Annotated in this window: 26 protein-coding genes; 11 read left to right on the plus strand and 15 right to left on the minus strand. The window is 68.0% G+C overall.

What is annotated here, in order from left to right:
* The first annotated feature begins 44 nt into the window (after positions 1 to 44).
* The 5 genes from QZH66_RS12720 (at position 45) to QZH66_RS12740 (ending at position 3,737) form a co-directional block, all read left to right on the plus strand.
* Complete coding sequence (locus tag QZH66_RS12720; protein ID WP_305806338.1) at positions 45 to 923, plus strand: TPM domain-containing protein; 879 nt, start codon at positions 45 to 47, stop codon at positions 921 to 923.
* Positions 923 to 1,414, plus strand: a complete 492-nt coding sequence (locus QZH66_RS12725; protein ID WP_305806316.1) for a TPM domain-containing protein — start codon at positions 923 to 925, stop codon at positions 1,412 to 1,414. Before QZH66_RS12720 ends, QZH66_RS12725 begins: the two co-directional genes overlap by 1 nt.
* Positions 1,415 to 1,483: 69 nt before the next feature.
* Positions 1,484 to 2,365 (plus strand): prolipoprotein diacylglyceryl transferase, encoded by an 882-nt coding sequence (gene lgt, locus QZH66_RS12730; protein WP_305806317.1) that lies wholly within the window; start codon positions 1,484 to 1,486, stop codon positions 2,363 to 2,365.
* Complete coding sequence (locus QZH66_RS12735) at positions 2,362 to 3,156, plus strand: thymidylate synthase (protein WP_305806318.1); 795 nt, start codon at positions 2,362 to 2,364, stop codon at positions 3,154 to 3,156. Before lgt ends, QZH66_RS12735 begins: the two co-directional genes overlap by 4 nt.
* 86 nt (positions 3,157 to 3,242) lie before the next feature.
* The gene (locus tag QZH66_RS12740; RefSeq protein ID WP_305806339.1) at positions 3,243 to 3,737 is read left to right on the plus strand and encodes a dihydrofolate reductase; all 495 of its coding nucleotides are present in this window, start codon (positions 3,243 to 3,245) and stop codon (positions 3,735 to 3,737) included.
* 11 nt (positions 3,738 to 3,748) lie between these two features.
* Here QZH66_RS12740 and QZH66_RS12745 read toward each other — a convergent pair whose 3' ends face one another.
* Genes QZH66_RS12745 through QZH66_RS12785 form a run of 9 tightly spaced genes read right to left on the minus strand, consistent with a single transcriptional unit; the run spans position 3,749 to position 12,808 of the window.
* The gene (locus tag QZH66_RS12745) at positions 3,749 to 4,669 is read right to left on the minus strand and encodes a symmetrical bis(5'-nucleosyl)-tetraphosphatase (protein ID WP_305806319.1); all 921 of its coding nucleotides are present in this window, start codon (positions 4,667 to 4,669) and stop codon (positions 3,749 to 3,751) included.
* A 13-nt stretch (positions 4,670 to 4,682) separates the two neighbouring features.
* Complete coding sequence (gene apaG / locus QZH66_RS12750) at positions 4,683 to 5,066, minus strand: Co2+/Mg2+ efflux protein ApaG (protein WP_305806320.1); 384 nt, start codon at positions 5,064 to 5,066, stop codon at positions 4,683 to 4,685.
* Positions 5,067 to 5,103: 37 nt separating this feature from the next.
* Positions 5,104 to 5,916: a 16S rRNA (adenine(1518)-N(6)/adenine(1519)-N(6))-dimethyltransferase RsmA gene (rsmA, locus tag QZH66_RS12755; protein ID WP_305806321.1), complete on the minus strand. Its 813-nt coding sequence runs from the start codon at positions 5,914 to 5,916 to the stop codon at positions 5,104 to 5,106.
* Entirely contained in the window at positions 5,913 to 6,893 is a 981-nt protein-coding gene (pdxA, locus tag QZH66_RS12760) for a 4-hydroxythreonine-4-phosphate dehydrogenase PdxA (protein WP_305806322.1), read from the minus strand. Before pdxA ends, rsmA begins: the two co-directional genes overlap by 4 nt.
* 3 nt (positions 6,894 to 6,896) lie before the next feature.
* The gene (locus QZH66_RS12765; RefSeq protein ID WP_305806323.1) at positions 6,897 to 8,234 is read right to left on the minus strand and encodes a peptidylprolyl isomerase; all 1,338 of its coding nucleotides are present in this window, start codon (positions 8,232 to 8,234) and stop codon (positions 6,897 to 6,899) included.
* Entirely contained in the window at positions 8,231 to 10,636 is a 2,406-nt protein-coding gene (gene lptD, locus QZH66_RS12770; protein ID WP_305806340.1) for an LPS-assembly protein LptD, read from the minus strand. Before lptD ends, QZH66_RS12765 begins: the two co-directional genes overlap by 4 nt.
* A gap of 58 nt (positions 10,637 to 10,694) precedes the next feature.
* A complete protein-coding gene (locus QZH66_RS12775) occupies positions 10,695 to 11,612 on the minus strand; it encodes a histone deacetylase family protein (RefSeq protein ID WP_305806324.1) in 918 nt (305 codons plus the stop codon).
* Positions 11,613 to 11,659: 47 nt separating this feature from the next.
* Positions 11,660 to 12,214 carry a cob(I)yrinic acid a,c-diamide adenosyltransferase gene (locus QZH66_RS12780; RefSeq protein ID WP_305806325.1) on the minus strand — a complete coding sequence of 185 codons (555 nt, stop codon included), beginning with the start codon at positions 12,212 to 12,214 and terminating at the stop codon, positions 11,660 to 11,662.
* Between the two features lie 9 nt (positions 12,215 to 12,223).
* Positions 12,224 to 12,808 (minus strand): hypothetical protein, encoded by a 585-nt coding sequence (locus QZH66_RS12785; RefSeq protein WP_305806326.1) that lies wholly within the window; start codon positions 12,806 to 12,808, stop codon positions 12,224 to 12,226.
* A 105-nt stretch (positions 12,809 to 12,913) separates the two neighbouring features.
* Between QZH66_RS12785 and ubiH the strand changes: the two genes are divergently transcribed.
* A complete protein-coding gene (gene ubiH, locus QZH66_RS12790) occupies positions 12,914 to 14,128 on the plus strand; it encodes a 2-octaprenyl-6-methoxyphenyl hydroxylase (protein ID WP_305806327.1) in 1,215 nt (404 codons plus the stop codon).
* Positions 14,125 to 15,303, plus strand: coding sequence for a UbiH/UbiF family hydroxylase (locus tag QZH66_RS12795; protein ID WP_305806328.1), 1,179 nt, complete (start codon positions 14,125 to 14,127; stop codon positions 15,301 to 15,303). Before ubiH ends, QZH66_RS12795 begins: the two co-directional genes overlap by 4 nt.
* 16 nt (positions 15,304 to 15,319) lie before the next feature.
* Here QZH66_RS12795 and QZH66_RS12800 read toward each other — a convergent pair whose 3' ends face one another.
* The 6 genes from QZH66_RS12800 to QZH66_RS12825 form a co-directional block, all read right to left on the minus strand.
* Positions 15,320 to 15,718 carry an EF-hand domain-containing protein gene (locus tag QZH66_RS12800; RefSeq protein ID WP_305806329.1) on the minus strand — a complete coding sequence of 133 codons (399 nt, stop codon included), beginning with the start codon at positions 15,716 to 15,718 and terminating at the stop codon, positions 15,320 to 15,322.
* 55 nt (positions 15,719 to 15,773) lie between these two features.
* Complete coding sequence (locus QZH66_RS12805; RefSeq protein WP_305806330.1) at positions 15,774 to 16,091, minus strand: hypothetical protein; 318 nt, start codon at positions 16,089 to 16,091, stop codon at positions 15,774 to 15,776.
* A gap of 124 nt (positions 16,092 to 16,215) precedes the next feature.
* A complete protein-coding gene (locus QZH66_RS12810) occupies positions 16,216 to 16,938 on the minus strand; it encodes a hypothetical protein (protein ID WP_305806331.1) in 723 nt (240 codons plus the stop codon).
* A 265-nt stretch (positions 16,939 to 17,203) separates the two neighbouring features.
* Positions 17,204 to 18,256, minus strand: a complete 1,053-nt coding sequence (rlmM, locus tag QZH66_RS12815; RefSeq protein WP_305806332.1) for a 23S rRNA (cytidine(2498)-2'-O)-methyltransferase RlmM — start codon at positions 18,254 to 18,256, stop codon at positions 17,204 to 17,206.
* Between the two features lie 102 nt (positions 18,257 to 18,358).
* The gene (locus tag QZH66_RS12820; protein WP_305806333.1) at positions 18,359 to 18,919 is read right to left on the minus strand and encodes a nucleoside deaminase; all 561 of its coding nucleotides are present in this window, start codon (positions 18,917 to 18,919) and stop codon (positions 18,359 to 18,361) included.
* Positions 18,920 to 19,076: 157 nt separating this feature from the next.
* A complete protein-coding gene (locus tag QZH66_RS12825; protein ID WP_305806334.1) occupies positions 19,077 to 20,864 on the minus strand; it encodes a glutamine--tRNA ligase/YqeY domain fusion protein in 1,788 nt (595 codons plus the stop codon).
* 103 nt (positions 20,865 to 20,967) lie between these two features.
* Here QZH66_RS12825 and QZH66_RS12830 point away from each other — a divergent pair, with 103 nt between their 5' ends.
* The 4 genes from QZH66_RS12830 to QZH66_RS12845 are packed head-to-tail and all read left to right on the plus strand — an operon-like array spanning position 20,968 to position 23,164.
* Positions 20,968 to 21,636 (plus strand): glutathione S-transferase family protein, encoded by a 669-nt coding sequence (locus QZH66_RS12830; protein ID WP_305806335.1) that lies wholly within the window; start codon positions 20,968 to 20,970, stop codon positions 21,634 to 21,636.
* Between the two features lie 50 nt (positions 21,637 to 21,686).
* Complete coding sequence (locus QZH66_RS12835; RefSeq protein WP_305806336.1) at positions 21,687 to 21,953, plus strand: DUF2007 domain-containing protein; 267 nt, start codon at positions 21,687 to 21,689, stop codon at positions 21,951 to 21,953.
* A 46-nt stretch (positions 21,954 to 21,999) separates the two neighbouring features.
* Entirely contained in the window at positions 22,000 to 22,650 is a 651-nt protein-coding gene (gene msrA, locus QZH66_RS12840; protein ID WP_305806341.1) for a peptide-methionine (S)-S-oxide reductase MsrA, read from the plus strand.
* A 1-nt stretch (position 22,651) separates the two neighbouring features.
* Positions 22,652 to 23,164: an NAD(P)H-dependent oxidoreductase gene (locus tag QZH66_RS12845; protein WP_305806337.1), complete on the plus strand. Its 513-nt coding sequence runs from the start codon at positions 22,652 to 22,654 to the stop codon at positions 23,162 to 23,164.
* Positions 23,165 to 24,321 lie beyond the last annotated feature (1,157 nt).

Here is a 24,321-nt window from a genome sequence, read left to right on the forward strand (position 1 = left end):
GCCACCGCCGCCGCCGCCGCCGCCGGCCCATTGACCCGGCCGCGATGAACCGGCGCCTGCCGTTTTTATGCCTGCTGTTGCTGCTGCTCAGTTGCGGGCTGGCCGGTGCGCAGACACTGGCGCCCATTCCGGCGCTGGATTCGCCGGTGGTCGACACCACCGGCACCCTGACCCCGGCACAGACCCAGGCGCTGGCGCAGCAGGCGCAGGCGCTGCAGCAGCGCAAAGGCGCGCAGCTGCAGGTGTTGATCGTGGCAACCACCATGCCCGAGCCGATCGAGACATACACCCAACGGGTATTCGACCAGTGGAAGCTGGGGCGCAAAGGCGTGGATGACGGGGTGCTGCTGGTGGTCGCCAAGGACGATCGCCGGGTGCGCATCCAGCCCGGATACGGCCTGGAAGGCGCCATTCCCGATGCCATCGCCAACCGCGTGATCCAGGAATATCTGGCCCCGCAGTTCCGCACGGGCGACTATGCCGGCGGCATCACCGAGGCCACGGCGGTGCTGGTGAAACTGGTCGATGGCGAAGAGCTGCCGCCACCGGTAAGCGGGCATGAGGCGCGCGGCGAAGGCGGCGGCGATGTCTGGATCTTCGCGGTGGTGGTGGGGCTGGTGGTCGCCAGCGTGGTGCGCGGTATTTTTTCAGGGCTGCCACGGCCGGTCCGTGGCGTGCTTGCCGGCGGTGCGGCAGGGGTTGCCGCATGGCTGCTGTCGTCGCTGTTGCTGGCCGGCGGCGTGGCCGCCGTGATCGGCCTGGTGATGGGGTTTTCCAGCGCCAGCCCGGGCCGCTTCGCCCGTCATGGCGGATGGGGCGGCGGTGGTTTTGGCGGGTTCGGTGGAGGCGGCGGTTTCGGTGGCGGAGGCTGGTCCGGCGGCGGTGGCAGCTCTGGAGGCGGTGGCGCCTCGGGGAGCTGGTGATGCGCTGGCTGCGCCATATATTCGCGCCCTCGGTGCATCGCGCGTTTCCGCCGGATCGCCTGCAGCGCATCACCCAGGCAATTGCCGAAGGAGAGCGGGGGCACCGGGGGCAGGTGATGTTCGCGATCGAGCCCGACCTGCCGCTGCGCGCGTTGTGGAAGAAGGTGACGCCGCGGCATCGCGCCGAACATGCCTTTGCGGTGTTGAGGACCTGGGACACCGAAGCCAACAACGGCGTGCTGATCTATCTGTTGCTGGCCGACCATGCCATCGAGATCGTTGCCGATCGCGGCCTGTCGGCGCGGGTAACGGCGGCGCAATGGCAGCGGATATGCGAACGGATACGCGCGCGGATGCGCAGCGGCGAGCAGGAGGCGGCGGTGCTCGAGGCGGTGGCCGACGTATGCGCGCTGCTGGCCCAGCACTTCCCGGCCACGCCCGGTGCGGCTGAACCCAATGAGCTGCCGGACACCCCGCAGCTGCTGCGCTGAGGCCCGCGTGGTTGAGCATCCCGGGCGCTACCCCGAGAATAGGCCCTTGTCCGTCAGGCGCCTGCATCCATGATCTATTTCCACGATATCGACCCGATCGCCCTTTCGCTGGGGCCGGTCAAGGTGCACTGGTATGGCATCATGTATCTGCTGGGCTTCAGCTCGGCCTGGTTCCTCGGGCGTCGGCGGATTGGCGCCGGCCGCCTGCCCGGGGTGGATGCCAACGGTTTTTCCGACCTGTTGTTCTACGCAATGCTCGGCGTGGTGCTGGGCGGGCGCATCGGCTACATGCTGTTCTATGCGACCGCCGAATTCATTGCCAATCCGCTGCTGCTGTTCAAGGTGTGGGAAGGCGGGATGAGCTTCCACGGCGGCTTGCTGGGCGTGCTGGCAGCTTCGTGGTGGTGGTCGCGCAAGCACCGGCTGCATCTGGCCGACACCATCGATTTTGTCGCGCCGCTGGTGCCGCTGGGCCTGTTTTTCGGCCGCATCGGCAACTTCATCGGCGCCGAGCTGTGGGGCAAGTACACCCAGGCCGGCTGGGGGGTGATCTTCCCCAGCGGCCTGCCCGAGCCGCTGCGCAGCCTGGATATGGCGACCTTGCAGGCCCAGTACGCGACTGGTGCGCTGGACCAGTACGCACGGCATCCGTCGCAGCTGTACGAAGCGCTGCTGGAGGGCGTGGTGATGTTCGTGGTGCTGTGGGGCTGGTCGGCCAGGCCGCGCCCGCGCTATGCGGTTGCGGGCCTGTTCGCGCTGATGTACGGCTGCTTCCGCTTTGCGGTCGAGTTCGTGCGCATGCCCGACAACGGGCTGTATGTCGCCTTCGGTTGGCTCACCCGCGGGCAGATCCTGAGCCTGCCGCTGATCGTGCTGGGGCTGGTGCTGCTGCTGCTGTCGCGGCGTGCGCCAATCCTGCAGCCGGTGTTGCCGGCGGGAGAAAAAGCATGAAGCAGTATCTGGACCTGTTGCGGCATGTGCTTGAGCACGGCGCGGAAAAGTCCGACCGCACCGGCACCGGTACCCGCAGCGTATTCGGCTGGCAGATGCGCTTCGACCTCAGCCAGGGGTTTCCGCTGGTCACCACCAAGAAGCTGCATCTGCGCTCGATCATCCACGAGTTGCTGTGGTTCCTGCGCGGCGAGACCAATATCGCCTACCTGAAACAGAACAAGGTCACCATCTGGGACGAATGGGCCGACGAAAATGGCGACCTCGGCCCGGTGTATGGCAAGCAGTGGCGGCACTGGGCCACCGCCGACGGCGGCGAAGTGGATCAGATGCGCTGGCTGGTCGAGGAGATCCAGCGCAATCCCGACTCACGCCGGCTGGTGGTCAGTGCCTGGAACGTGGGCGAGCTGTCGCAGATGGCGTTGATGCCGTGCCACAGCCTGTTCCAGTTCTATGTGGTCAATGGCAAGCTCAGTTGCCAGCTGTACCAGCGCAGTGGCGATATCTTCCTCGGCGTGCCGTTCAATATCGCCAGCTATGCCTTGCTCACGCACATGGTGGCGCAGGCGACGGGCCTGGGTGTGGGCGATTTCGTGCATACCCTCGGCGATGCGCACCTGTATTCCAACCACTACGCGCAGGCGCGCGAGCAGTTGGCGCGCGCGCCGCGGGCGCTGCCGAAGCTGTGGCTGAATCCGCAAGTGAAGGACCTGTTCGGGTTCGGCTTTGACGACATCCGGATCGACGCCTACAACCCGCACCCGGCCATCAAGGCGCCCATCGCGGTCTAAGCGTGGCGCGCGCGTTGGCGCCTGCCCCGATGCACATGCCATCATGGCGCGACTTGGGGTCGTGAGCGCTGTCTGTCGTGGAAAAGATCACTGTCTCGCTGCTGGCCGCGCTCGCCGATGACCGCGCGATTGGCGTGGACAACCGCATGCCGTGGCATCTGCCCGCCGATCTGCGGCGGTTCAAGGCGCTGACGCTGGGCAAGCCGATCCTGATGGGGCGCAAGACCGCGCAGTCGCTGGGCCGTGCGCTGCCGGGGCGGTTGAATCTGGTGCTGACCCGCAGCGGCGCGGTGCCCTTTGCCGGGATGGAGCCGGTCGCCTCCTTTGAACAGGCGCTGCAACGCGCCGGGACAGAGGCGGCCGCTGAGCTGTGCGTCATCGGCGGTGGGGAAATCTACCGGCTGCTGGTGCCGCTGGCCGACCGGTTGTATCTGACCCATGTGCACACGCGCGTCCCCGGCGCCGATGCATATTTCCCGGAGTTGGACGCCTCGGCGTGGCAGATCACCGCGAGCGAATCGCACGCGGCCGATGCACGGCACGCCTTGGCGTATGACTTCATCGATTACCGCCGGCGCTGAGGCCGGCGGCGTCAGCGGCCGCTGGCGGGCGGTGCGGGGCGTGGCCCACGCCGGTCATTGCGGCGGTCCGGGCGGGGCTTGCGCGGCGCCCGCGGAATCGGCGGCGGCCCGGAAACCTCGCGCCCGGGCACCTGCACGACACGCAGCTCCTCGCTGTCCAGCTGCAATGCGGTGAGCTTGCCGCCCCACACCGCGCCGGTATCGATCGCGTGCACGCCCTGGGTGATGGTCAGCCCCAGGGTGGACCAGTGGCCGCAGACGATCTTGAGGTCGCGCTCGGCCCGGCCCGGCACCTCGAACCAGGGATAGGCGCCCAGCGCCTGGGTGCCCGGCGTGCCTTTTTCCTCGATGGCGATGCGCCCGCGCGGGGTGCAGTAACGCATGCGGGTGAAGATGTTGATGATCGCCCGTGAGCGGTCATAGCCGGTCAACCCCGGTGACCAGCTCGGCTTGTCGCCATACATGTTGCGGAACAGCTTGCGATAGCCGCCGCCGCGCAGCTGCTGTTCGATCTCACGGGCGTGCTTTTCGGCCAATGTGGTGGTCCACTTCGGCGCCAGCCCGGCATGGATCATCATCCAGCCCAGGCTGCGGTCGACATGCAGCAGTTTCTGCATACGCAGCCAGGTCAGCAGCTCGTCGCGGTCTTCGGCCAGCACCACGCGTTGCAGATCGGGATTGACCTTGCGTTGTTCCTCTTCGCTGCGGGCACCGATGGCCAGCAGTGACAGGTCGTGGTTGCCCAGCACGACCTGGCTGTGCTCGCGCAGCGAGTGCACCAGCCGCAACGTTTCCAGCGACTGCCCGCCGCGGTTGACCAGATCGCCGCAGAACCACAGCTTGTCCACTGCCGGGTCGAAGCGGATCTTCTCCAGCAGCCGCTGGGTGACGTCGTAGCAGCCCTGCAGATCGCCGATGGCCCACACGCTCATGCCTGCGCTCCCATCAGTGCAGCGTCCGCGGAATGGACAACACGAACGGCGCGATCGGCGCGGCGAATTCGGTGCCGTCATCGGCCAGCATGTCGTAGTGGCCCTGCATGGTGCCGTGCTCGGTTTCCAGCATTACCCCGGAGGTGTAATGGAACTGCTCGCCGGGGCGCAGCCGCGGCTGCTCGCCGACCACGCCATCGCCATCCACCTGTTCCACGCGGCCCTGGCCGTCGGTGATGCGCCAGTGGCGGGCGATCAGGCGCGCGGCAACGCTGCCGCGATTGTGGATGCGGATCGTATAGGCGAACGCATAGCGGCCTTCGTCGGGTGCCGACTGCTCTTCAAGAAACCGCGGAGAAACCTCGATTTCAATCGCGTAATGGCGGGAATCTTCCATGCGCACAAGTGTAAGCAAAAGCGGGGGATTGAAACGCTCAAATAGGTGCGGTGTTGGCCAGACGGATGAAATCGGCAACTTCCAGTTGCTCGGCGCGGGCATCGCTGCGGACGCCGGCGGCTTCGAACTGGGCCGCATCGCAGACACCGTTCAACGCGTTGCGCAGGGTCTTGCGGCGCTGGCCGAACGCGGCGCGTACCACTTCGGCGAAGCGTGCCTTGTCGTTGATGCCGACCTGCGCAGGATCGCGTGGCACCAGCCGCACCACTGCCGAATCGACCTTCGGCGGCGGCCGGAATGCGCCCGGCGGCACCACGAACAAGGAGGTCACCTCGCACCAGGCCTGCAGCATCACGCTGAGGCGACCATAGACCTTGCTGCCCGGTGCGGCCGCCATACGGTCCACCACTTCCTTCTGCAGCATGAAGGTCATGTCGGAGATCGCCGCGGCATGCTCCAGGGCATGGAACAGGATCGGCGAGGAGATGTTGTAGGGCAGGTTGCCGACCAGCCGGATCTGCGTACCTGCAGCCAGTTCGGTGAAATCGACCTGCAACACGTCGCGATGGATGATGGTCAGCTCGCCCAGCGTGGCGGCGGCCTCCGTGAGCGGGGCGATCAGGTCGCGATCGAACTCGATCACCGTCAGCTGTGGATGCTGGCGCAGCATGGGCAGCGTGATCGCGCCCTGGCCGGGGCCGATCTCCACCAGCCGGTCGCCGGCCTTGGGATTGACCGCGCGGACGATCCGGTCGACGTAGGTGCGGTCGGCCAGGAAGTGCTGGCCCAGCGATTTTTTCGGCGGCGCGTGGAAGCCGGCGCCGTCGCGTGGGGAATGTGTGGGGTTCATGCGCCCAGTTTACGTTGTGCGGCCAGACGCGCGCACAGACGGGTGGCGGCGAACAGGCTGGAAGGGTCGGCCACGCCCTTGCCGGCCAGTTCCAGTGCGGTGCCGTGATCGACCGCAACGCGCGGATACGGCAGCCCGAGGGTGATGTTCACGGCCTGCTCGAAGCCGCTGTACTTGAGCACCGGCAGGCCCTGGTCGTGGTACATCGCCAGCACCGCATCGAAGCCGGCCAGCTTGCCCGGCAAAAACGCGGTATCGGCCGGCACCGGGCCGATCAGCTGCATGCCCTCGCTGCGCAACTGCTGCAGCAACGGAATGATGACCTCGATCTCTTCCATGCCCAGGTGTCCTTCCTCACCCGCATGCGGGTTCAGGCCGAGCACGGCGATACGCGGCTGTTGCAGACCGAAGTCACGCTGCAGGGCGCGATGGATGATCTCCAGGCTCTGTCGCAGTGCGGGCGCGGTGATCGCATCGGCGACGGCGCGCAACGGCAGGTGGGTGGTGGCCAGGGCCACGCGCAGGGTGTCGTTGGCGAGCATCATCACCACTTCGCAACGGGCCTGCTGCGCGAGCAGCTCGGTGGTGCCGCTGTAGGCAATGCCCCCCAGGTTGATGACGGCCTTGTGCACCGGGCCGGTCACCACGCCGTCCAGCTCGCCGCTCAGGCAGGCGGCTCCGGCTTGCAGCAGGGCCGCGATCACCGCGGCGGCGTTGGCCGGGTCGGGCTGGCCAAAGCGGGAAGCGGTGGCATTGGCAACGGGGCGCAGGCGCAGGTCGCCGGGGTGCTCCGCCGCGGCGGTTTCCGGCAGCAGATTCAGTGGCAGCTGCAGCGCGGCGGCGGCGGCGCGAAGGGTCGCGGGGTCGGCAAACGCAAGCAGCCGGCAATCGGTGCGCGGCTGCTGCGCCAGTCGGACACAGAGTTCAGGGCCGATCCCGGAGGGCTCGCCCGGTACCAGAGCGAGCTGGGCAGTCATGGCTCAGGGCTGCGGCGGTGCGGCCGTGTTCTCGGCGCGGTCGCCGATGCGGAAGCTGACATAGGCTTCGCCACGCAGTTCCTGCAGGAAACGGTTGTACTCGTCTTCCAGCTTGCGACGGCCGATGGTTTCGCGCATCTGCGCACGCTGGCTTTCGCTGCTGACGTCGGTCTGGCGGGTCGCCACGCGCTGCACGATGTGCCAGCCGGCGTCGGTGCGGAAGGCCGGGCTGACGCCGCCATCTTCAACGCTCTCAACCTGCTTGCCGAAGTCCGGGCCGAAGGCGTCGGCCGGGAACCAGCCCAGATCACCGCCCTGGCCACGGCTGTTGGCGTCTTCGGAAGACTCCTTGGCCACGGTCTGGAAGTCGGCGCCCCCGAGGATGCGGGCGCGCAGGGTTTCGATCTTGGCCTTGGCCGCGGCATCGTCCTGACTGTCGGTCACCCGCACCAGGATGTGCCGGGCATGGTATTCGGTCACGGTATGGGTATCGCCGGCATTGCTGTCGCGCACTTCCACCAGTTTGAGCAGCTGGAAGCCACTCGGACCGCGGATCGGGCCCAGCACGGCGCCCGGCTTGAGCTCACGCACCGCTTTGGAGAACGCATTGGGGATTTCGTCGGCACTGCGCCAGCCCAGGTCGCCGCCTTCCAGTGCATTGGGGCTGTCGGAATAGCGCACGGCCGCGGCGGCGAAATCCAGTTCACCCTTGTCCAGCAGGTTCTTGATGCCTTCGGCCTTGCTCTGGCCGGTGCTGATCTGTTCGGCGGTTGCGCCTTCCGGCAGGGCTACCAGGATGTGGGCAAGGTGGTACTGGGTCCCGGCGGCGTTCTGCTGGGCCAGCGCGGCATCGACTTCGCCTTCGCTGACGTTGATGCGGCTTTGCGCAAAACTCTGGCGCAGGCGTTGCACCAGGATTTCATCGCGTACCGACTTGCGGAAGTCCTCGAAGGAAATTCCGTCCTGGGCCAGGCGCTGGCGCAGCGTGTCGACAGTGGTGCCGTTCTGCTGGGCGATGCCGGTAATGGCATGGTTGAGCTCTTCATCGCCAACGCGGATGCCGCTGCTCTGGGCGCGCGCCACCTGCAGTTTCACCAGCACCAGACGTTCCAGCACCTGGCGTTCAAGCACGGCATCGGGCGGCAACTGGTTGTCGCGCCCGGCGTACTGGGACTTGATGTTGTTGACCGCGCGCTGCAGTTCGCTCTGCAGCACCACATCCTCGTCGACAATGGCGGCGATACGGTCCAGCGGCTGCACTTGTTGCTGTGCGGCGACGGGGACGGACACGCCGGAAAACGCCAGCAGACTGGCGAGGACAACAGGTAGGGTTTTGGTCATGGAATCTGGTTCGGATCGTAGTCATCCTCGCCGGCCGCGATGTTGCTGGGCGGAACGAGGTACAGGTCGTCTCGGTTGTAGCCGAGAATAGCACGGCGCAGGGTGCGGTCCGTGTCCTGTCCAGCCGAGGCGAGGCCCTTGAGCACGAACTCGATCTGGAGGGAGTTGTTGAGTTCTCCTTCGCGGTTTTTGACATAGCGCCGTGCCAGTGCGCGCACCGCCAGGCAGCAGCTGTCCCATTGCACGCCGCCGATGATTTCCAGCGGTTTGCGGTCCAGCAGCGAGTAGTAATAGCGGCCGACCACGCTCCAGCTGGGGTTGATCGGATACAGGAACGAGAAATCGGCCTGCTTGAGCTGGTCGGTACCGGTGCTGGCGTTGCGACGGTAGCGGTAGTTCAGGTTGACCACGCCGTCCTTGGGCAGCAGGTAGCGCGCGCGCAGGCTGGCCAGGTCTTCCTGCCGGTACTTGGGATTCCACTGGTAGGTGCTGCCCAGCGTCCAGCGATCCGTCAGTGCCCAGTTGACGTCGGCCACCCAGGCGGACTTGCCTTTCTCGACAATCGCCTCGGCACTGTCCAGGGTCACCCGCGAATCATCGAAATAGGTGATCTGGCCGATGCTGGCGGACAGCTTTTCGCGGCCATCGGACTCGCGCAACAGGCGGGTGGTCAGTGCGGTGGTGAGCTGGTTGGCGTCGTTCTGGCGGTCGGCGCCGGTGTAGCGCGAATCGCGGAACAGCTGGCCCCAGCTGAAGGTGAAGGCGCGGGTGTCGAACAGCGGCAGCGCGCTCTGGTCGCGGTACGGGGTGTTCAGGTAGAACACGCGCGGTTCCAGGGTGTGCAGGTAGGACTTGCCGCCCAATGTGGTTTCGCGATCGAAGAACAGCCCGGCGTCCACCGTGGTGATCGGCATGCTGCGGGTCGGATTGCGCTCGCCACCTAGTGAATCGGCCAGTGCCTTGTCCAGCTGGTAGGCGGTATAGCGCCATGCCAGGGTGGGGGTGAGGAACCACGACGCGCCCGCCAGTGGCATCGACAGATAGGGTTTGATATCCAGCCGCGAACCGCCGGGCTGGGCCAGGGTCACCCCGGTGCGATCAAAGCCGGCATCTTTCAGGTGGATGTCGTCATGGGTGAAGCGCACCGCTTCGGCGTAGACGCCGGCCTCGAACCAGCGTCCGAACGGCTGCTCCCAGGTGGCGAACAGGCGGGGTTGGCGGCTGTAGGGCAGGGAGGCCTCGGTGAGCGTGTAATCGGTCAGCTGCCAGCGGTCGGCCATCAGCCCGGCGGTCCAGGTGGTGCCGGTGCCGTAGACGCCGGCGGTGCTCTGCAGGTTGGAGGCGCTCACCCCCAGCAGCCGGTTGGAAAAATCCTCGATATAGCGTTCGTCACTGACCCAGAACAGGTTGGCGCGCGCCTGCCAGTTGCTGTCGATGTTGTGATAGCCGCTGTATTCGACCTTGCCGCGGGAGCGGGCGCGCAGGGTGTCGTCGGGCATGTAAAGGGTATCGAGCTGGCCGCGGCCGCCTTCGTAGAGATAGCGGAATTCGTTGTCCAGCAGCACGCCGCGCTTGCTCATGTAACGCGGGGTGAGGGTGTCATCGAAATTCGGCGCCAGATTGAAGTAGATCGGCTGCGCGTAGTCGAAGCCGTTGCGCCCGGACATGCTCAGCTGCGGATACAGCAGGCCGGTCTGGCGGCGGTCATCGATCGGGAACTTGAACCATGGCGCGTACAGCACCGGCACCTTGCCGATGCGCAGGACCGCGTTGCGCGCGGTGCCGAATCCTTCGTCGTTGTCGACCTCGATCTGCGGTGCCGACAGTTTCCAGACCGGCTGCGAGGGGTCGCAGGTGGTGTAGGTGGACCGGTGCATCTGCCCGACCGCGCCTTGCAGGTCGATCGAGTCGGCCCCGCCGTTGCCCCGCCGCGAGACCAGCTGGTAGTGGATATTGCTGATCTTGTGGGTATCGCTTTCCTGGTTGCCTTCGGCGCGGTCGGCAATCATCCGGATCGACGAATCGGAGTAGCGCACATTGCCTTCGGCGATGTAATTGCCCGATTCGGTATCGAACCGCAGGTTGTCGGTGCCCAGAAACTGGTCGCCGCGCTTGAGCGCGACATTGCCCTGGTACTGCGGGGTAGTGCTGGTGCCGGAGAGCTGGTCACCTTCGATATCGGTGGGCAGCTGGTCGCGCATGGCGGCCGCGGCCTTGTCCGCCTTGGGCGCTTCATCGAACAGCGGAAGCACGTCGGTTGTCGGGCACAGGTCCCAGTTCACCGGCTTTTCGTCAGCCATGGCCGGCAGGCAGATGGCGATGCTCAGGGGCAGAGGCAGCAGGCGGAGGGCTCGGCGCACGCGATTGGATTTCAGGGTTAAACGGCGGTTAGCTTGCCGCATCGCCTGCATAGGGGCAATGAAGACCACGGCCGGCAGGGGTGCGGGGTTCATGCGAAGCTCATGGGCGGCGCAACGCCTGGACATGGGCCACGCTGCACTCGGCCAGCGCATCCAGGTCGTAACCGCCCTCGAGCATGGACACCACGCGGCCCCCGCCATGTTGCCGGGCGATCCGTACCAGCTCGGCGCTCAGCCAGGCGAAATCCGCGGTTTCCAGCATCAGGTCGGCTTGCGGGTCGCGCATGTGGCCATCGAAGCCGGCCGACACCAGCAGCAACTGCGGCTGGAATGCCCCGATCTGCGGCAGCAGGTCCTCGGCCCAGGCATTGCGGAAGCGGAAGCTGCCGCTGCCCGGTGGCAGCAGGATGTTGCAGACGTTGCCGGCGCCGCGTTCGCGCATGGTCCCGGTATAGGGGAACAGGCCGGACTGGTGGGTGCTGAAGTAGGCGGCCCGCGGCTCGTGTTCGAAGATCGCCTGGGTGCCGTTGCCGTGGTGCACGTCGAAATCGACGATGGCGATGCGTTCCAGCCCGTAGTGGTCGCGGGCATAGGCGGCGGCGACGGCGATGTTGTTGAACAGGCAAAAGCCCATCGCGGTGTCATGGGTGGCGTGATGACCGGGTGGACGCACTGCACAGAAGGCGCGGGTATCGGCCTTCAACATCACCGCGTCCACCGCCGCGACACCGGCACCGGCCGCATGCAGGGCGGCCTGGGCCGAACCTGGCGACATCGTCGTATCCATATCCAGTATGCGCAGCGCTTCGGATTGCGGCTGCAGGATCGATTCGATCAGCTCGCGCTCATGCACCCGGGCCAGGTCGCCGAATCTGGCCGGTGGCGCGATGCGCCAGTCCAGCGCATCGGGGAACGCCGCGTGCAAGGCGTCGAGAACCACGCGCAGGCGCGCCGGCGATTCGGGGTGGCCGGGGCCGGGGTGGTGGTCCAGACAGGCGGGATGGGTGAATACCAGCATGTCCGTACTGTAGCCGGGCGCCGCCGCAGGGCCGGGAACCGCGCCGCTCAGCCGCGCCGGCGCTCGTGGTTCCACAGCACCTCGCCGTGGCCGTCGGCGCGGGCCAGAACCCGGGACAGCACGAACAGCAGGTCCGACAGGCGGTTCAGGTAGCGCACCGCTTCGGGCCGCACGCTTTCCAGCCGCGCCAGCGTCACCGTTTCGCGTTCGGCCCGGCGCACGATCGTGCGCGCCAGGTGGCAACGGGCGGCGCCTTCGCCGCCGGCCGGCAGGATGAAATCCTTCAGCGGCGGCAGGTCGTCGTTGTAATGGTCCAGATGGCGCTCCAGGGCATCGATGTCTGCGCCGTGGATCGCGGCATGGCCGGGGATGCACAGCTCCCCGCCCAGGTCGAACAGCTGGTGCTGCACGGTGGTCAGCAGGGCGCGGATATCGTCGGGAATCCGCACCGCCAGCAATACGCCGATGGCCGAATTGGCCTCATCGACGGTGCCATAGGCGTTGACCCGGGCCGAATCCTTGCCGGTGCGGCTGCCATCGCCCAGGCCGGTGCTGCCATCGTCACCGGTGCGGGTATAGATCTTGGAAAGCCGGTTGCCCATGGCGGCCGCTCAGTGCGCGATGTTGCGCGGGCCGGCGGCCAGCTTGCCGAACTGCTCGCTGGCGACCTGCGCCACGACGGCAGCGGTGGCGTACAGTGCGGCGCTGCGCAGGTAGGGCAGCAGCCAGTCGCTGTAGTTCTTGGCCCAGCCGGCGAAGGTCGGCTCGCTGACCGAGGCGCTGATCCAGTAGAAGCTGCCCTGTGCGATCAGGTGGCAGAGGGCGACCGAGGCGATCAGCGTCATCGCGAACCGGCCCAGCGAGCTCCAGCAGGCCCCGGTGTAGGAGCGGCGCAGCAGGCTGCCACCGGCCCACATCGCGAAATAGGCGGGAATCAGCATCCAGTACGCGGCCGACACGCAGTAGTGCTGCCAGAAGTCCAGGCCCTGATGGCTGATCACCGCCCAGTCAACCGCCACCGCCAGCGCCATCAGCGCCGGGAACGCCCAGCGGGTCCAGCTGCGCAGGTAGAAGCCGCCGATGAAGAACACCGCCCACGAGGCATCGGGGAGCGGGGCGAAATGGTTGATGCGGGTGCCGGCCATGAGCAGCACGAGCACGGACAGGATGAAAACGCGTTGGACGTTGGCGGTCATGGCGATGGGATTCCCTTGTTCAGGCCACCATTCTAGCCACTGTGGACGCTGACCGGCAGTTGCGCGGCCGCCGTCAGTTTCCGGTCCAGCGCTTATCATGGGCGCATGAGTGAACATCATGATGTGCTGATCATCGGTGGCGGACTGGTTGGCGCCAGTCTGGCGATCGCGCTGGACCACCTGGGGCTGGAGGTGGCACTGGTGGAGGCGACGCCGGCCGGTGCACTGCCGGCGGTGTTCGACCAGCGCAATCTCAGTTTCGCCGCGGCCACCGTCAATGCGCTGACCGCGCTCGGGGTGATGGCCAAACTGCGCACCGCGGCCGGGCCGATCCGCCGCATCCATGTCAGCCGTGCCGGCGATTTCGGCCGGGTCAGGCTCGATGCGGCCGACTACGACCGCGAATTTTTCGGACAAGTGGTGGTGGCACGCGATTTCGGCGAAGCGCTGGCAGCGCGCCTGGACGAATTGCCGCGCCTGCGGCGCTACCGTCCGGCCCGTTTCCTGCGTCTGGGTGAGACCGGCAACGACGGCCGCCGTGAGGTGGTGATTGCCGCCGCCGAGGGCGAATGTTCGCTGCGCGCGCGGCTGGTGGTCGGCGCCGACGGCACCCGTTCGATGCTGCGCGAAGCGCTGGGCATCGGCACCGAGGAACATGATTACGGACAGACGCTGCTGGTGGCGCGGGTGCGCAGCGAGCGCCTGCCCGACGGCACCGCGTGGGAGCGTTTCACCGATAGCGGCCCCACCGCGCTGCTGCCCCGCGGCGATCGCCACTACGGGGTGGTGCACGGCGTGGCACGCGCGCAGGCCGATGCGGTGATGGCGCTGGACGAGGCAAGCTGGCTGGCGCGTTTGCAGCAGGCCATCGGCTGGCGTGCGGGGCGGCTGCTGGAAAGTGGCCCGCGCAGCGCCTATCCGCTGGTCCAGGTGCTGGCGCAGTCATGCCTGGGTGAGCGTGCGCTGCTGCTGGGCAATGCCGCGCAGACCATCCATCCGCTGGGTGCGCAGGGCTTCAATCTCGGCCTGCGCGACGCGCTGACCCTGGCCGAACTGATTGAACAGGCGCCGGCCGAAGCGGGTAGCGAGGCAATGTTGCGCGCCTATGTGGCACGGCGCGAAGAAGACCGCCGGCAGACCATCGCGTTCTCCGAGGGCTTGGCCCGCTTCACCAGCAACGAAACGCCCGCCGCGCGCCGCCTGCGCAGCCTGGGCCTGGTAGCCGCTTCGCAGACCCGCGAGCTGCAGTCGCTGCTGGTTGGCGGCGCGATGGGGTTCCGCGGCGAGGTGCCGGCGCTGTGCAGGAGCGAGGCGCGATGAACCGGCGGATGAAACTGGATGCGGTGATCGTCGGTGGGGGCGTGGTTGGCGCGGCCTGCGCGCTGGCGCTGGCCGACAGCGGCTTGCAGGTGGCGCTGGTGGAAGGCCGCGAGCCGGCCCCGTGGTCGGCCGCGCAGCCGGACCTGCGCGTCTACGCCTTTGCCCCGGACAACGCCGAGCTGCTTGCCGCGCTCGGGGTCTGGCCGGCAGTGCGCGACACCCGCGCCTGCGCCTATCGGCGGATGCGGGTGTGGGATGCGGCCGGTGGCGAGGAAATCCGGTTTGATGCCGACCGGCTGGGTCGCCGCCAGCTTGGCTGGATCGTCGAAAACGCGCTGCTGGCGGACCGCTTGTGGGCGGCGCTGCCGGCGGCCGGCGTGCAGGTGCACAGTCCGGCGCGGGTGCAGACGCTGGAGCAGGATGAAACCGGCGTGCGCCTGCGGCTGGAAGACGGGCGACGGCTGGAGGCGGCCATTGCGATCGCCGCCGACGGGGCCGACTCCACCTTGCGCGCGCTGGCGGGGTTGGCGGTGGACCGCCACGACTATGCCCAGCGCGGCGTGGTCGCCTATGTCGACAGCGCGCGGCCCAACGAAGCCACCGCCTGGCAGCGCTTCCTGCCCAGTGGGCCGCTGGCGGTGCTGCCGATTGGCGAGCGCCGCAATTCGATCGTATGGACGCTGCCCGACGCCGAGGCTGCGCGCGTGCTGGCGCTGGACGAGCAGGCGTTCAACCGGGAATTGACCACCGCCTTCGCCGCCCGCCTGGGCGCGCTGCAGCTGGCCTCCCGACGCGTGGCGTTCCCGCTGCGGCGCCAACTGGTGGAGCGCTATGTCGCCGGCCGCGTGCTGGTGCTGGGCGATGCCGCCCACGCGGTGCATCCGCTGGCCGGGCAGGGGGTGAACCTCGGGCTGCGCGATGTCGCCGCATTGCGCGAACTGGTGCGCGATGCGCAGAAGCACCGGCGTGCCTGGGATGCGCCGCACCGGCTGCAACGCTGGGCACGGCAGCGGCGCAGCCAGAACACTCTGGCGGCCAAGAGCTTCACCGCGATCAATACGCTGTTCTCCAACGACGAACTGCACCTCACCCTGGCCCGCGGCCCCGCCATGGGCATGGCCGGCAAGCTGCCGCCGCTGCTGTCCGCGTTCTGGAAGCACGCCTCCGGCGGCTGAGCTGGAGAACGCGCGGTCAGTCGATCAGCCAGCCGGCCAGCTGGCGGCGATCCAGGCGCCCGCGACGGCTGCTGTCCAGCGCATTGAATTCATCGGCCAGCGCCGGATTGGCCTGGGCTTCGGTGCGGCTGATGAAGCCGTCGCCGTCGACATCCAGTGCGTCGAAATCGATGCGGTAATTGCCGACCACGTTGTCAGGCTGGATCGAGCGTACGGTGACGGCGGCTTCGCCCGCCGGTGTCGCCACCTGCACCTGGTGACTCACCGCACCAGTGGCCAGCGCCTGGGTGCGCACCTGCACAGGCGCCGAGGACAGGGGCGAGCTGACGGCGGTATTGGCCGGTGCGGATTGGGCGAGGGTGCCGCCAGGGGCGGTGATGAGAGCGGTCAACAGCAGATACGGAAAACGGGACACGGCGGACCTCTTGGGCAGGGCGCAATCGGCGCGGCCGGTCCCGCTTTCCCACGGGCTACTTCTTCTTCATCCAGCCTTCCAGCTGCGCCTTGCTCAGGCGGCCGGCATGCTTGGTATCCACCGCGTCGAATTCCCGTTCCAGCGTAGGATCGGCCTTGGCTTCTTCGCGGCTGATGTAGCCGTCGTGGTTGCGGTCCAGCTTTGCGAAGTTGATATGGTAACCGCCCTTGATTGAATTGGATTCTTCCGAGGTCACCGTCACCGGGGTTCCGTTTTCATCGAGGGTGACCTTGCCGGTTTCCTGCGCCATCGCGGGCATCGCGGCGACGGCGAGCAGCAGGACGGCGGGAAGCAGCAGACGCGGGGTATTCATCGCATGACTCCTGTGGGGATGAAAGGCGCATGCTGGGCCGAGGCGGGTTAAACGCTTTTGAAGGGGGCGTCCACACAGGGTGCGTATCCGGTAACGGTTCATCGCCGTGGCGCAGCTGGCCGCATCAGCCCGGCAAGAACGGGAACACCAGTTTCAACAGGCCTTTCAGCCCGCCTTCGGCGCTGCTGGCAATGGCCTTGGCGCCCAGGCTGTTGAGCGCACGGCGCACATCGGCCCAACGCAGCTGGCCCAGGTCCTTTTTCAACAGGTCGGCCACCTCTTCGGCGGCAGGCGCCATTTTTTCCAGTTCCGCGGTGATCCGGCGCGGGTCCGGCTGCAGGTAGCCCCAGCGTTCGGCGATCTTGAGCAGCGTGTCGAAGCGCACCGCCACCACTTCGCGGTTGCGCTCATACACCGGCAATGCCCCCACCTCGACGATGGCCTGCTCGAACTGCTGGGCGTCGTCGGGATGTTCGATGCGGATGGCAAGAAAACCGTCCTTGCGGCTGCGCGCGCTGACATGGCGTGCCCCCGAGCGCAGGTTGGCGTCGGTGAGCACACCGGCGACGATCCGCTGCAGCGCGGTATCGCCCGCTTCGGGTACCAGTGCGCGCCAGCGCGCATAGCCGTCGCGGCGCAGTCCTTTGACCTTGGCCGCGGTGACGCGCAGCCGCAGCGCGACGGCGGCGTTGGATTCGCTGCGCGAGATTGCGCCATCGCGTTCCAGCAGCACGAAGATCAGCAGTTCCAGGTCGCGCTTGGTCAGCGACTGGAAGCCCTGCAGCAGGGTCAGCCGCAGGAATTCGTGGCCGAAACCGGCGGCGTCGTTCAGTTCGATGGCGTGCATGGCGGATCTCCGGTTCAGGAGAACAGTGTGCCTGTGGCCGGTTGCATGGATTGAGATCGGCCGGGGCCTGTCCGCAGAGGCACCGCGGATATGTCGACGGGCCGATTGCGCGGCTGGGCCGCTGGGGGCTGGGGCCGAATGCCCGCCAGGCCTGCTCGCCGCAGTCGCCGGGTCCGGCGGTGGCAGGCCGCACTGCCGCCCGGCCACGCCACGCCGGACGGTATTGCGGCCGGAACAAGGCGGTTTGCCCGGCGTGCCGCCAGGTTCAGCGACGTTTGGTCGCGGTGGCGAACACCGTGATCTCTTCGCGGTCGTGATACAGCTGCTTGGCACGGATCATCAGCGGGCGCTCGGCCTGCTGGGCAAACAGATCCAGGCACAACCGGGTTTCGTCCCAGCGTTTTTTCATCGGCAACTTCAGGTTGAAGATGGTGTGCTTGCACCAGCCTTCGCGCAGCCAGGTGGCCATGCGTTCGGCCACCTTGCGCGGCTGCTCGACCATGTCGCAGACCATCCAGTCCAGCGGCGTTTCCGGTTTCCAGTGGAAGCCGTCGGCGCGCAGGTGTTCCACCAGCCCGGTGTCGAGCACGTGCTGGCGCAGCGGGCCGTTGTCGATGCTGGTCACGCGCAGATGCTGGCGGGTGAGCACCCAGGTCCAGCCGCCCGGCGCGGCGCCCAGATCGGCCGCGCGCATTCCCGGCTGCATCAGGGTTTCGCGCTCTTCCGGGGTGATCAGGGTCAACAGTGCTTCGTCCAGCTTCAGCGCCGAGCGCGACGGCGCATCGGGCAGCAGCTTCAGCCGCGGGATGCCCAGCGGCCACGGTGCGCTGTCGCGGGTATCGGCCACGGTAACGAAGGCATGGGTGCCATCGACAAACACGATGTGCAGGCGCGGCAGCTTGTCGTTGGCCTTGTCGGTCAGCAGCCCGGCCTTGCGCAGTGCCGGGCGCAGCGCGTTGCCGAAGCTGCGCGCCAGCCCGGACAGCGGTTTGCCGGCGTCCGAATCGGGATGCTCCACCCACAGGTCGCCGAAGCGGGCGTGGCCGTGCAGTGCGGCCAGGATCGGGGTGATGCGGTCGCTCGGGTCCAGCTGCGGCAGCTCGGCCAGCACCCGCAGTTTCTGCCGGGCGAAGATCAGCTCGCGCCACGGCAGGCGCTGGGCCATCGCGTCGGCCGCGTCGGTGACGAACAGCACGTAGCCGTCATTACGCTGGGCGCGGGCATAACCGGCGACGCCGACCTGGCCGGCGCGCTCGTTGAGTTCGCCGGCGAGTTCCGGTTCGAACCCCTGACGGCAGTAGCAAAGCAGGCCAGTCATCGTAGTCCTTGGAGTGCGGAGGTGCAGAAGCGGGAGGTGTCGCAAGGGAGGGGTGCCGGAAAGCCTGTCGCCACGGGCCCCGCTCCCGCTGGCAGGCGCAGGTCAGTAACGCGCGCCGTTGGTCAGGCCGTAGCGGTGCAGCACCGCGCGAGCGGCCTCGCGGTTGAGGCCCTGCACAACTTCGATGCCACGCTTGTTGAGTTCACCGACCCAGTCGGCCGGCAGCGGACCTTCATCGAACGGGGTCAGCTCCTCGACATCGGTCGAGTTGGCGCCGATCAGCAGGCGGTCGATGCCGGCCCAGACGGTGGCGCCATAGCACTGGCAGCATGGCTGCGAGGAGGTGGCCAGGGTGACCGGCGACAGCACGTCGTTCAGGCGCGGGGTCTGCAGGCGCTGCTGGGCCAGCATGTAGGCCATGTTTTCCGCGTGCGCCAGCGAGGTGCTGTGCGGCATGACCCGGTTGACCGCGGCGGAGATGATGCGGTGATCCGGGCCGAATACCGCCGCGCCAAATGGGCCGCCAGTGTCCGCCTCCACGTTCAGCCGCGACAGCTCGATCGCCAGGGCGACCTTGTCTTCGTCGCTGGCATAGACGCGGCCGGTATCGACGTGTTCGTGGATCCAGGCGGGGAGGGTCAGGTGGACTTGCGCGTAAAGCATCGGGATTCGGATTCCAAGGGGGCGGGGGACAGGCGGGGCGGCGGAACAGCCGGCGATCGCGCGGGCCCATGGTAACGCCGCCCGGCGCGAGGCCAGGCGGACCGGGGCGGGACGTTCAGCCGGGAAAGCCGGCAGCCGCGCCGGCGCGGGGGGCTTTTTACTTGGCCCAGGTATCGCGCAGGGTCACGCTGCGGTTGAATACCGGCGTGGCGGCGCCATGGTCGCGGCGGTCGGCGACGAAATAACCGGTGCGTTCGAACTGGAACGACTGTTCCGGGGCGGCGAGCGCGGCGGACGGCTCGACATAGCCGGTCACGCTGCGGCGCGATTCGGGGTTGAGGTGATCGCGGTAGGTCTTGCCTTCGGATTCGTCATCGGGGTTTTCCACCGAGAACAGGCGGTCGTACAGGCGGATTTCCGCTGCCACCGCGTGCCGTGCGCTGACCCAGTGGATGGTGCCCTTGACCTTGCGGTTGGCGCCTTCCATGCCCGGACGCGATTCGGGGTCCAGCCAGCCGCGCAGCTCGGTGATGTGGCCGTCGGCATCCTTGATCACCTCATCGCAGCGGATGATGCCGGCGCCGCGCAGGCGCACTTCGCCGCCCGGCACCAGGCGCTTCCAGCCCTTGGGCGGGATTTCGGCAAAATCCTCGCGCTCGATCCACAGCTCGCGGGCGAACGGCACCTGGCGGGTGCCGAAGCTTTCATCCTTGGGGTGGTTGGAGAACGTCAGGGCTTCCTCGAAGCTGTCGGGCAGGTTGGCCAGCACCAGCTTGAGCGGCTCGACCACTGCCATGCGGCGGGCGGCGGCGCTGTCCAGATCCTCGCGCAGCGCGCCTTCCAGCACGCTGAAGTCGATCATCGAGTTCTGCTTGGAGATGCCCACGCGCTCGGCGAACAGGCGCATCGCCGCCGGGGTGTAGCCGCGCCGGCGCAGGCCCTGCAGGGTCGGCATGCGCGGGTCGTCCCAGCCGTCGACCAGGCCTTCGCTGACCAGCGCCATCAGCTTGCGCTTGCTCATCACCGTGTAATTGATGTTCAGGCGCGAGAACTCGATCTGGCGCGGTTTGGCCGCTTCGCGCGGCAGGCCGCGATCGACCAGCGGCTGGGTCAGCGCGTCGTCATGGGCGTAGTCGACGTGGTCCACGCACCAGTCGTACAGCGGGCGGTGGTCCTCGAATTCCAGCGTGCACAGCGAATGGGTGATGCCTTCGAGCGCGTCGCCCAGCGCGTGCGCGTAGTCGTACATCGGATAGATCGGCCAGGCGTTGCCGGTGTTCTGGTGCTCGACGTGCTTGATCCGGTAGATCGCCGGGTCGCGCAGGTTGATGTTGCCGCTGGCCATGTCGATCTTGGCGCGCAGGGTGCGGGCGCCATCGGGGAATTCGCCGGCGCGCATACGCCGGAACAGGTCCAGGTTCTCCTCGACGCTGCGCTCGCGGAACGGCGAATTGCGCCCCGGCTCGGTCAGGGTGCCGCGGTAGGCGCGCACTTCCTCGGCCGACAGGTCGCACACATAGGCCTTGCCGTCACGGATCAGCTTCTCGGCGGCCAGGTAATAGGCCTCGAAATAGTCCGAGGCGTGGCGCAGTTCGTTCCACTCGAAACCCAGCCAGCGCACATCGTCCTGGATCGCGGCCACGTACTCGGGGTCTTCCTTGGCCGGGTTGGTGTCGTCGAAGCGCAGGTTGCACACGCCGTTGAACTCGCCGGCGATGCCGAAGTTCAGGCAGATCGACTTGGCATGACCAATGTGCAGGTAGCCGTTGGGCTCGGGCGGGAAGCGGGTCTTGATCGCGCTGTGCTTGCCGCTGGCCAGGTCCTCGCGGACGATCTGGCGGATGAAGTCCTTTTTCTCCGATGCCGGGGCATCGGCGGCCCGCTTCCCGGCAGGAGCGTTCTCCGGGGTGATGTCGGCGGGGGAAGCGGCGGGGGTCTCGGACATGGCGGCAGCGCAACAGTAGGCAAAGCGCAAGTTTAGCCGAGCCGGCTGCGGGGTGCCGCCGATCGGCCTATGCTGGGCCTTCCGTCCCCCCGCTCATGCGCCCATGAACCGTCCCGTACTGGTGATCGGCAACAAGAACTATTCCTCGTGGTCGCTGCGGCCGTGGTTGCTGTTGCGGCATTTCGCCGTGGCGTTCGACGAGGTCATGCTGGAACTGGATACGCCCGGTTTCGCCGCCGCGGCACTGCGCCATTCGCCGACCGGCCAGGTGCCGGCGCTGCACGATGGCGAGCTGTTGCTGTGGGATTCGCTGGCGATCTGCGAGTACGCCAACGAGCGCTGGCTGGACGGGCGTGGCTGGCCGGCGGACCTGCGCCAGCGCGCAATTGCCCGCGCCGCGGCCGCGGAAATGCATGCGGGATTTGCCGCGCTGCGCAGCCAGTTGCCGATGAACAGCCGGCGCCAGCCCGACGCCTACCGCTGGGACGCCGCGGCCCAGCGCGATATCGACCGGGTGCAGGCGTTGTGGCGCGAGCTGCGCCGCGAGCATGGTCACGGCGGGGATTTCCTGTTCGGCCAGTTCGGCATCGTCGATGCGATGTTCGCCCCGGTGGCGATCCGCTTCGAGGGTTATGGCGTGGCCCTGGACACGGTGGCGGCCGACTACCTGCAGGCGCTGGCCGCGCTGCCGGCGTTGCGCGAGTGGCGCCAGGCCGGAGCCGGGGAAACCGCGCACGTGGCCGCCACCGATGCGCTGTGCCGCCCGGGCTGAAACCGCGTCGCATTCGGATCCTTTCCCGCCGTCCCGTTCCGGAGAACCCCATGCAACTGGTCTACCAGGCCGACAATCTGTTCGATGCCCATCTGGTCAAGCACGCGCTGGAGGCGGCCGGCATTCCCGCCTTCGTGTTTGGCGAATCGCTGCTCGGCGGCATGGGCGAGCTGCCGCTGTTCGGGGTGTTGCGGGTGTGTGTGCCCGATGCCGCGCAGGCCCCGGCGGACGCCATCGTCGCCGCGCTGGACTTGGGCAACGTCAGCGCCGGCCCCATTGTGGACGGTGACCCGGAACCCGGCATGCTGCCGGCCTGAGGAGTCGACCATGTTGGGTGCAGGGCTTTTGAAAGCAGGCGCGGGATTGCTGGGCATCGGCGCGTTCAAACAGCGGCTGCCGCGGCCGGAAGAGGCCTTGCCGGGCCGGGACACGCCGCTGCCGTTGCGCAACGTGCATTACGTCAACGGTCAGCCCTTGCGCGGGCCGTTCCCGGGAATGCAGGTGCTGGACGTGGGCATGGGCTGCTTCTGGGGTGCCGAGCGCAAGTTCTGGCAGTTGCCGGGGGTGGTCGGCACCGCGGTGGGCTACCAGGGCGGAGTGACGCCGAACCCGACCTATGAAGAAGTGTGTTCCGGGCTGACCGGCCATGCCGAAGTGGTGAGGGTGGTGTTCGATCCGGCCACGGTGTCACTGGACCAGGTGCTGCGCACGTTCTGGGAAAACCATGATCCGACCCAAGGCATGCGCCAGGGCAACGACACCGGCACCCAGTACCGTTCGGCGCTGTACTGCCACGGCCAGGCCCAGTACGACGCCGCCATGGCCAGTCGCGAGGTCTACCAGCAGCAACTGCGCGCGGCCGGCTATGGCGACATCAGTACCGAAATCGTGTTCCCGGCGCCGCCGTTCTATTACGCCGAGGATGGCCACCAGCAGTATCTGGCGAAGAATCCGGACGGCTATTGCGGGATGGGCGGCACCGGGGTGAGCTGCCCGATCGGGCTGGACGCCTGACGTGGCAGAGGCCGCGCCACGCCGGTTGCTGGTGGTGTGGCATGGCTTCACCGGCGCCACCCGGGCGATGGCCGGGGCGGTGGCCTCGGCGGCGCGCGAAAGTGCCGGCGCTCTGCTGGACGTGCGTCTGCTGCAAGCGGCCGATGCCGGCGCCGACGACGTGCTGGCCGCCGATGCGGTGGTGTTCGCCACGCCGGAGACGCTGGCCTCGATCAGCGGCGCGATGAAGGATTTCTTCGACCGCAGCTATTACCCGCTGCTGGGGCGTTGCGACGGCAAGCCATACGCGCTGGTGGTCTGCGCCGGATCGGACGGGCAGCCGACCATCGCCCAGCTGCGCCGCATAGCCACCGGCCTGCGCCTGCGCGAGGTGGCCGAACCGGTGCTGGTCTGCACCCATGCGCAGACGCCGGAGGCAATCGCGGCGCCCAAGGTGCTGCCGGAAGCGGAGCTGGCACGCGGCCGCGAACTGGGCGCGCTGCTCGCGGCGGGGCTGGCGCTGGGGGTCTTCTGAAACCACGCCGGCGGCGTCGTAGAGCGGGGCAACATCCCGCTGCGGCTGGCCGGGCAAGCGCCCGCCGGGCGGTGCCCGGCGCTACAGGATCACCGCAACGACGGGCGATTCCAGCGCCGGGTATAGCGGGGCACCGCCCCGCTGGGACTCGGTCGGGCAAGCGCCCGCCGGGCGGTGCCCGGCGCTACAGGATCACCGCAACGACGGGCGATTCCAGCGCCGGGTATAGCGGGGCACCGCCCCGCTGGGACTCGGTCGGGCAAGCGCCCGCCGGGCGTTGCCCGGCGCTACAGGATCAACGCAACGACGGGCGATTCCAGCGCCGTGTAGAGCGGGGCACCGCCCCGCTGGGACTCGGTCGGGCAAGCGCCCGCCGGGCGTTGCCCGGCGCTACAGGGTCAGCGCAACGACGGCGGATTCCAGCGCCGTGTAGAGCGGGGCAGCGCCCCGCTGCAGTCTGGCCGGGAAAGCGCCCGCCGGGCGTTGCCCGGCGCTACAGGATCAACGCAACGACGGGAGATTCCAGCGCCGTGTGGAGCGGGGCAACATCCCGCTGCGGCTGGCCGGGCAAGCGCCCGCCGGGCGTTGCCCGGCGCTACAGGGTCAGCGCAACGACGGCGGATTCCAGCGCCGTGCAGAGCGGGGCAACGCCCCGCTGCGGTCTGGCCGGGCAAGCGCCCGCCGGGCGTTGCCCGGCGCTACAGGATCAACGCAACGACGGTGGAGTCCAGCGCCGTGTAGAGCGGGGCACCGCCCCGCTGGGGTCTGGCCGGGCCAGCGCCCGCCGGGCGTTGCCCGGCGCTCCAGGATCAACGCAACGACGGTGGAGTCCAGCGCCGTGTAGAGCGGGGCACCGCCCCGCTGGGGTCTGGCCGGGCCAGCGCCCGCCGGGCGTTGCCCGGCGCTCCAGGATCAACGCAACGACGGTGGAGTCCAGCGCCGTGTAGAGCGGGGCACCGCCCCGCTGGGGTCTGGCCGGGCAAGCGCCCGCCGGGCGTTGCCCGGCGCTACAGGGTCAACGCACCGACGGGAGATTCCAGCGCCGTGCAGAGCGGGGCACGCCCCGCTGCGGCCTGGCCGGGCAAGCGCTCGCCGGGCGTTGCCGGGCGCTGCAGGATCAACGCAACGACGGTGGATTCCAGCGCCGTGTAGAGCGG

The sequence above is a fragment of the Stenotrophomonas sp. YIM B06876 genome (genome assembly GCF_030711595.1).
Classification (GTDB): Bacteria; Pseudomonadota; Gammaproteobacteria; order Xanthomonadales; family Xanthomonadaceae; genus Stenotrophomonas.

Excerpts from the sequence above, each read along its gene's own strand:
- QZH66_RS12805 (WP_305806330.1), bottom strand. The coding sequence starts at position 16,091 with ATGAATACCCCGCGTCTGCTGCTTCCCGCCGTCCTGCTGCTCGCCGTC.
- QZH66_RS12810 (WP_305806331.1), bottom strand. The coding sequence starts at position 16,938 with ATGCACGCCATCGAACTGAACGACGCCGCCGGTTTCGGCCACGAATTC.
- QZH66_RS12745 (WP_305806319.1), bottom strand. The coding sequence starts at position 4,669 with ATGAGCGTGTGGGCCATCGGCGATCTGCAGGGCTGCTACGACGTCACC.
- rlmM (WP_305806332.1), bottom strand. The coding sequence starts at position 18,256 with ATGACTGGCCTGCTTTGCTACTGCCGTCAGGGGTTCGAACCGGAACTC.
- QZH66_RS12780 (WP_305806325.1), bottom strand. The coding sequence starts at position 12,214 with ATGGGCAACCGGCTTTCCAAGATCTATACCCGCACCGGTGACGATGGC.
- QZH66_RS12835 (WP_305806336.1), top strand. The coding sequence starts at position 21,687 with ATGCAACTGGTCTACCAGGCCGACAATCTGTTCGATGCCCATCTGGTC.
- QZH66_RS12775 (WP_305806324.1), bottom strand. The coding sequence starts at position 11,612 with ATGCTGGTATTCACCCATCCCGCCTGTCTGGACCACCACCCCGGCCCC.
- apaG (WP_305806320.1), bottom strand. The coding sequence starts at position 5,066 with ATGGAAGATTCCCGCCATTACGCGATTGAAATCGAGGTTTCTCCGCGG.
- QZH66_RS12820 (WP_305806333.1), bottom strand. The coding sequence starts at position 18,919 with ATGCTTTACGCGCAAGTCCACCTGACCCTCCCCGCCTGGATCCACGAA.
- QZH66_RS12765 (WP_305806323.1), bottom strand. The coding sequence starts at position 8,234 with ATGACCAAAACCCTACCTGTTGTCCTCGCCAGTCTGCTGGCGTTTTCC.
- QZH66_RS12785 (WP_305806326.1), bottom strand. The coding sequence starts at position 12,808 with ATGACCGCCAACGTCCAACGCGTTTTCATCCTGTCCGTGCTCGTGCTG.
- ubiH (WP_305806327.1), top strand. The coding sequence starts at position 12,914 with ATGAGTGAACATCATGATGTGCTGATCATCGGTGGCGGACTGGTTGGC.
- QZH66_RS12795 (WP_305806328.1), top strand. The coding sequence starts at position 14,125 with ATGAACCGGCGGATGAAACTGGATGCGGTGATCGTCGGTGGGGGCGTG.
- rsmA (WP_305806321.1), bottom strand. The coding sequence starts at position 5,916 with ATGAACCCCACACATTCCCCACGCGACGGCGCCGGCTTCCACGCGCCG.
- lgt (WP_305806317.1), top strand. The coding sequence starts at position 1,484 with ATGATCTATTTCCACGATATCGACCCGATCGCCCTTTCGCTGGGGCCG.
- QZH66_RS12725 (WP_305806316.1), top strand. The coding sequence starts at position 923 with ATGCGCTGGCTGCGCCATATATTCGCGCCCTCGGTGCATCGCGCGTTT.
- QZH66_RS12825 (WP_305806334.1), bottom strand. The coding sequence starts at position 20,864 with ATGTCCGAGACCCCCGCCGCTTCCCCCGCCGACATCACCCCGGAGAAC.
- QZH66_RS12720 (WP_305806338.1), top strand. The coding sequence starts at position 45 with ATGAACCGGCGCCTGCCGTTTTTATGCCTGCTGTTGCTGCTGCTCAGT.
- lptD (WP_305806340.1), bottom strand. The coding sequence starts at position 10,636 with ATGCGGCAAGCTAACCGCCGTTTAACCCTGAAATCCAATCGCGTGCGC.
- QZH66_RS12830 (WP_305806335.1), top strand. The coding sequence starts at position 20,968 with ATGAACCGTCCCGTACTGGTGATCGGCAACAAGAACTATTCCTCGTGG.
- pdxA (WP_305806322.1), bottom strand. The coding sequence starts at position 6,893 with ATGACTGCCCAGCTCGCTCTGGTACCGGGCGAGCCCTCCGGGATCGGC.
- QZH66_RS12735 (WP_305806318.1), top strand. The coding sequence starts at position 2,362 with ATGAAGCAGTATCTGGACCTGTTGCGGCATGTGCTTGAGCACGGCGCG.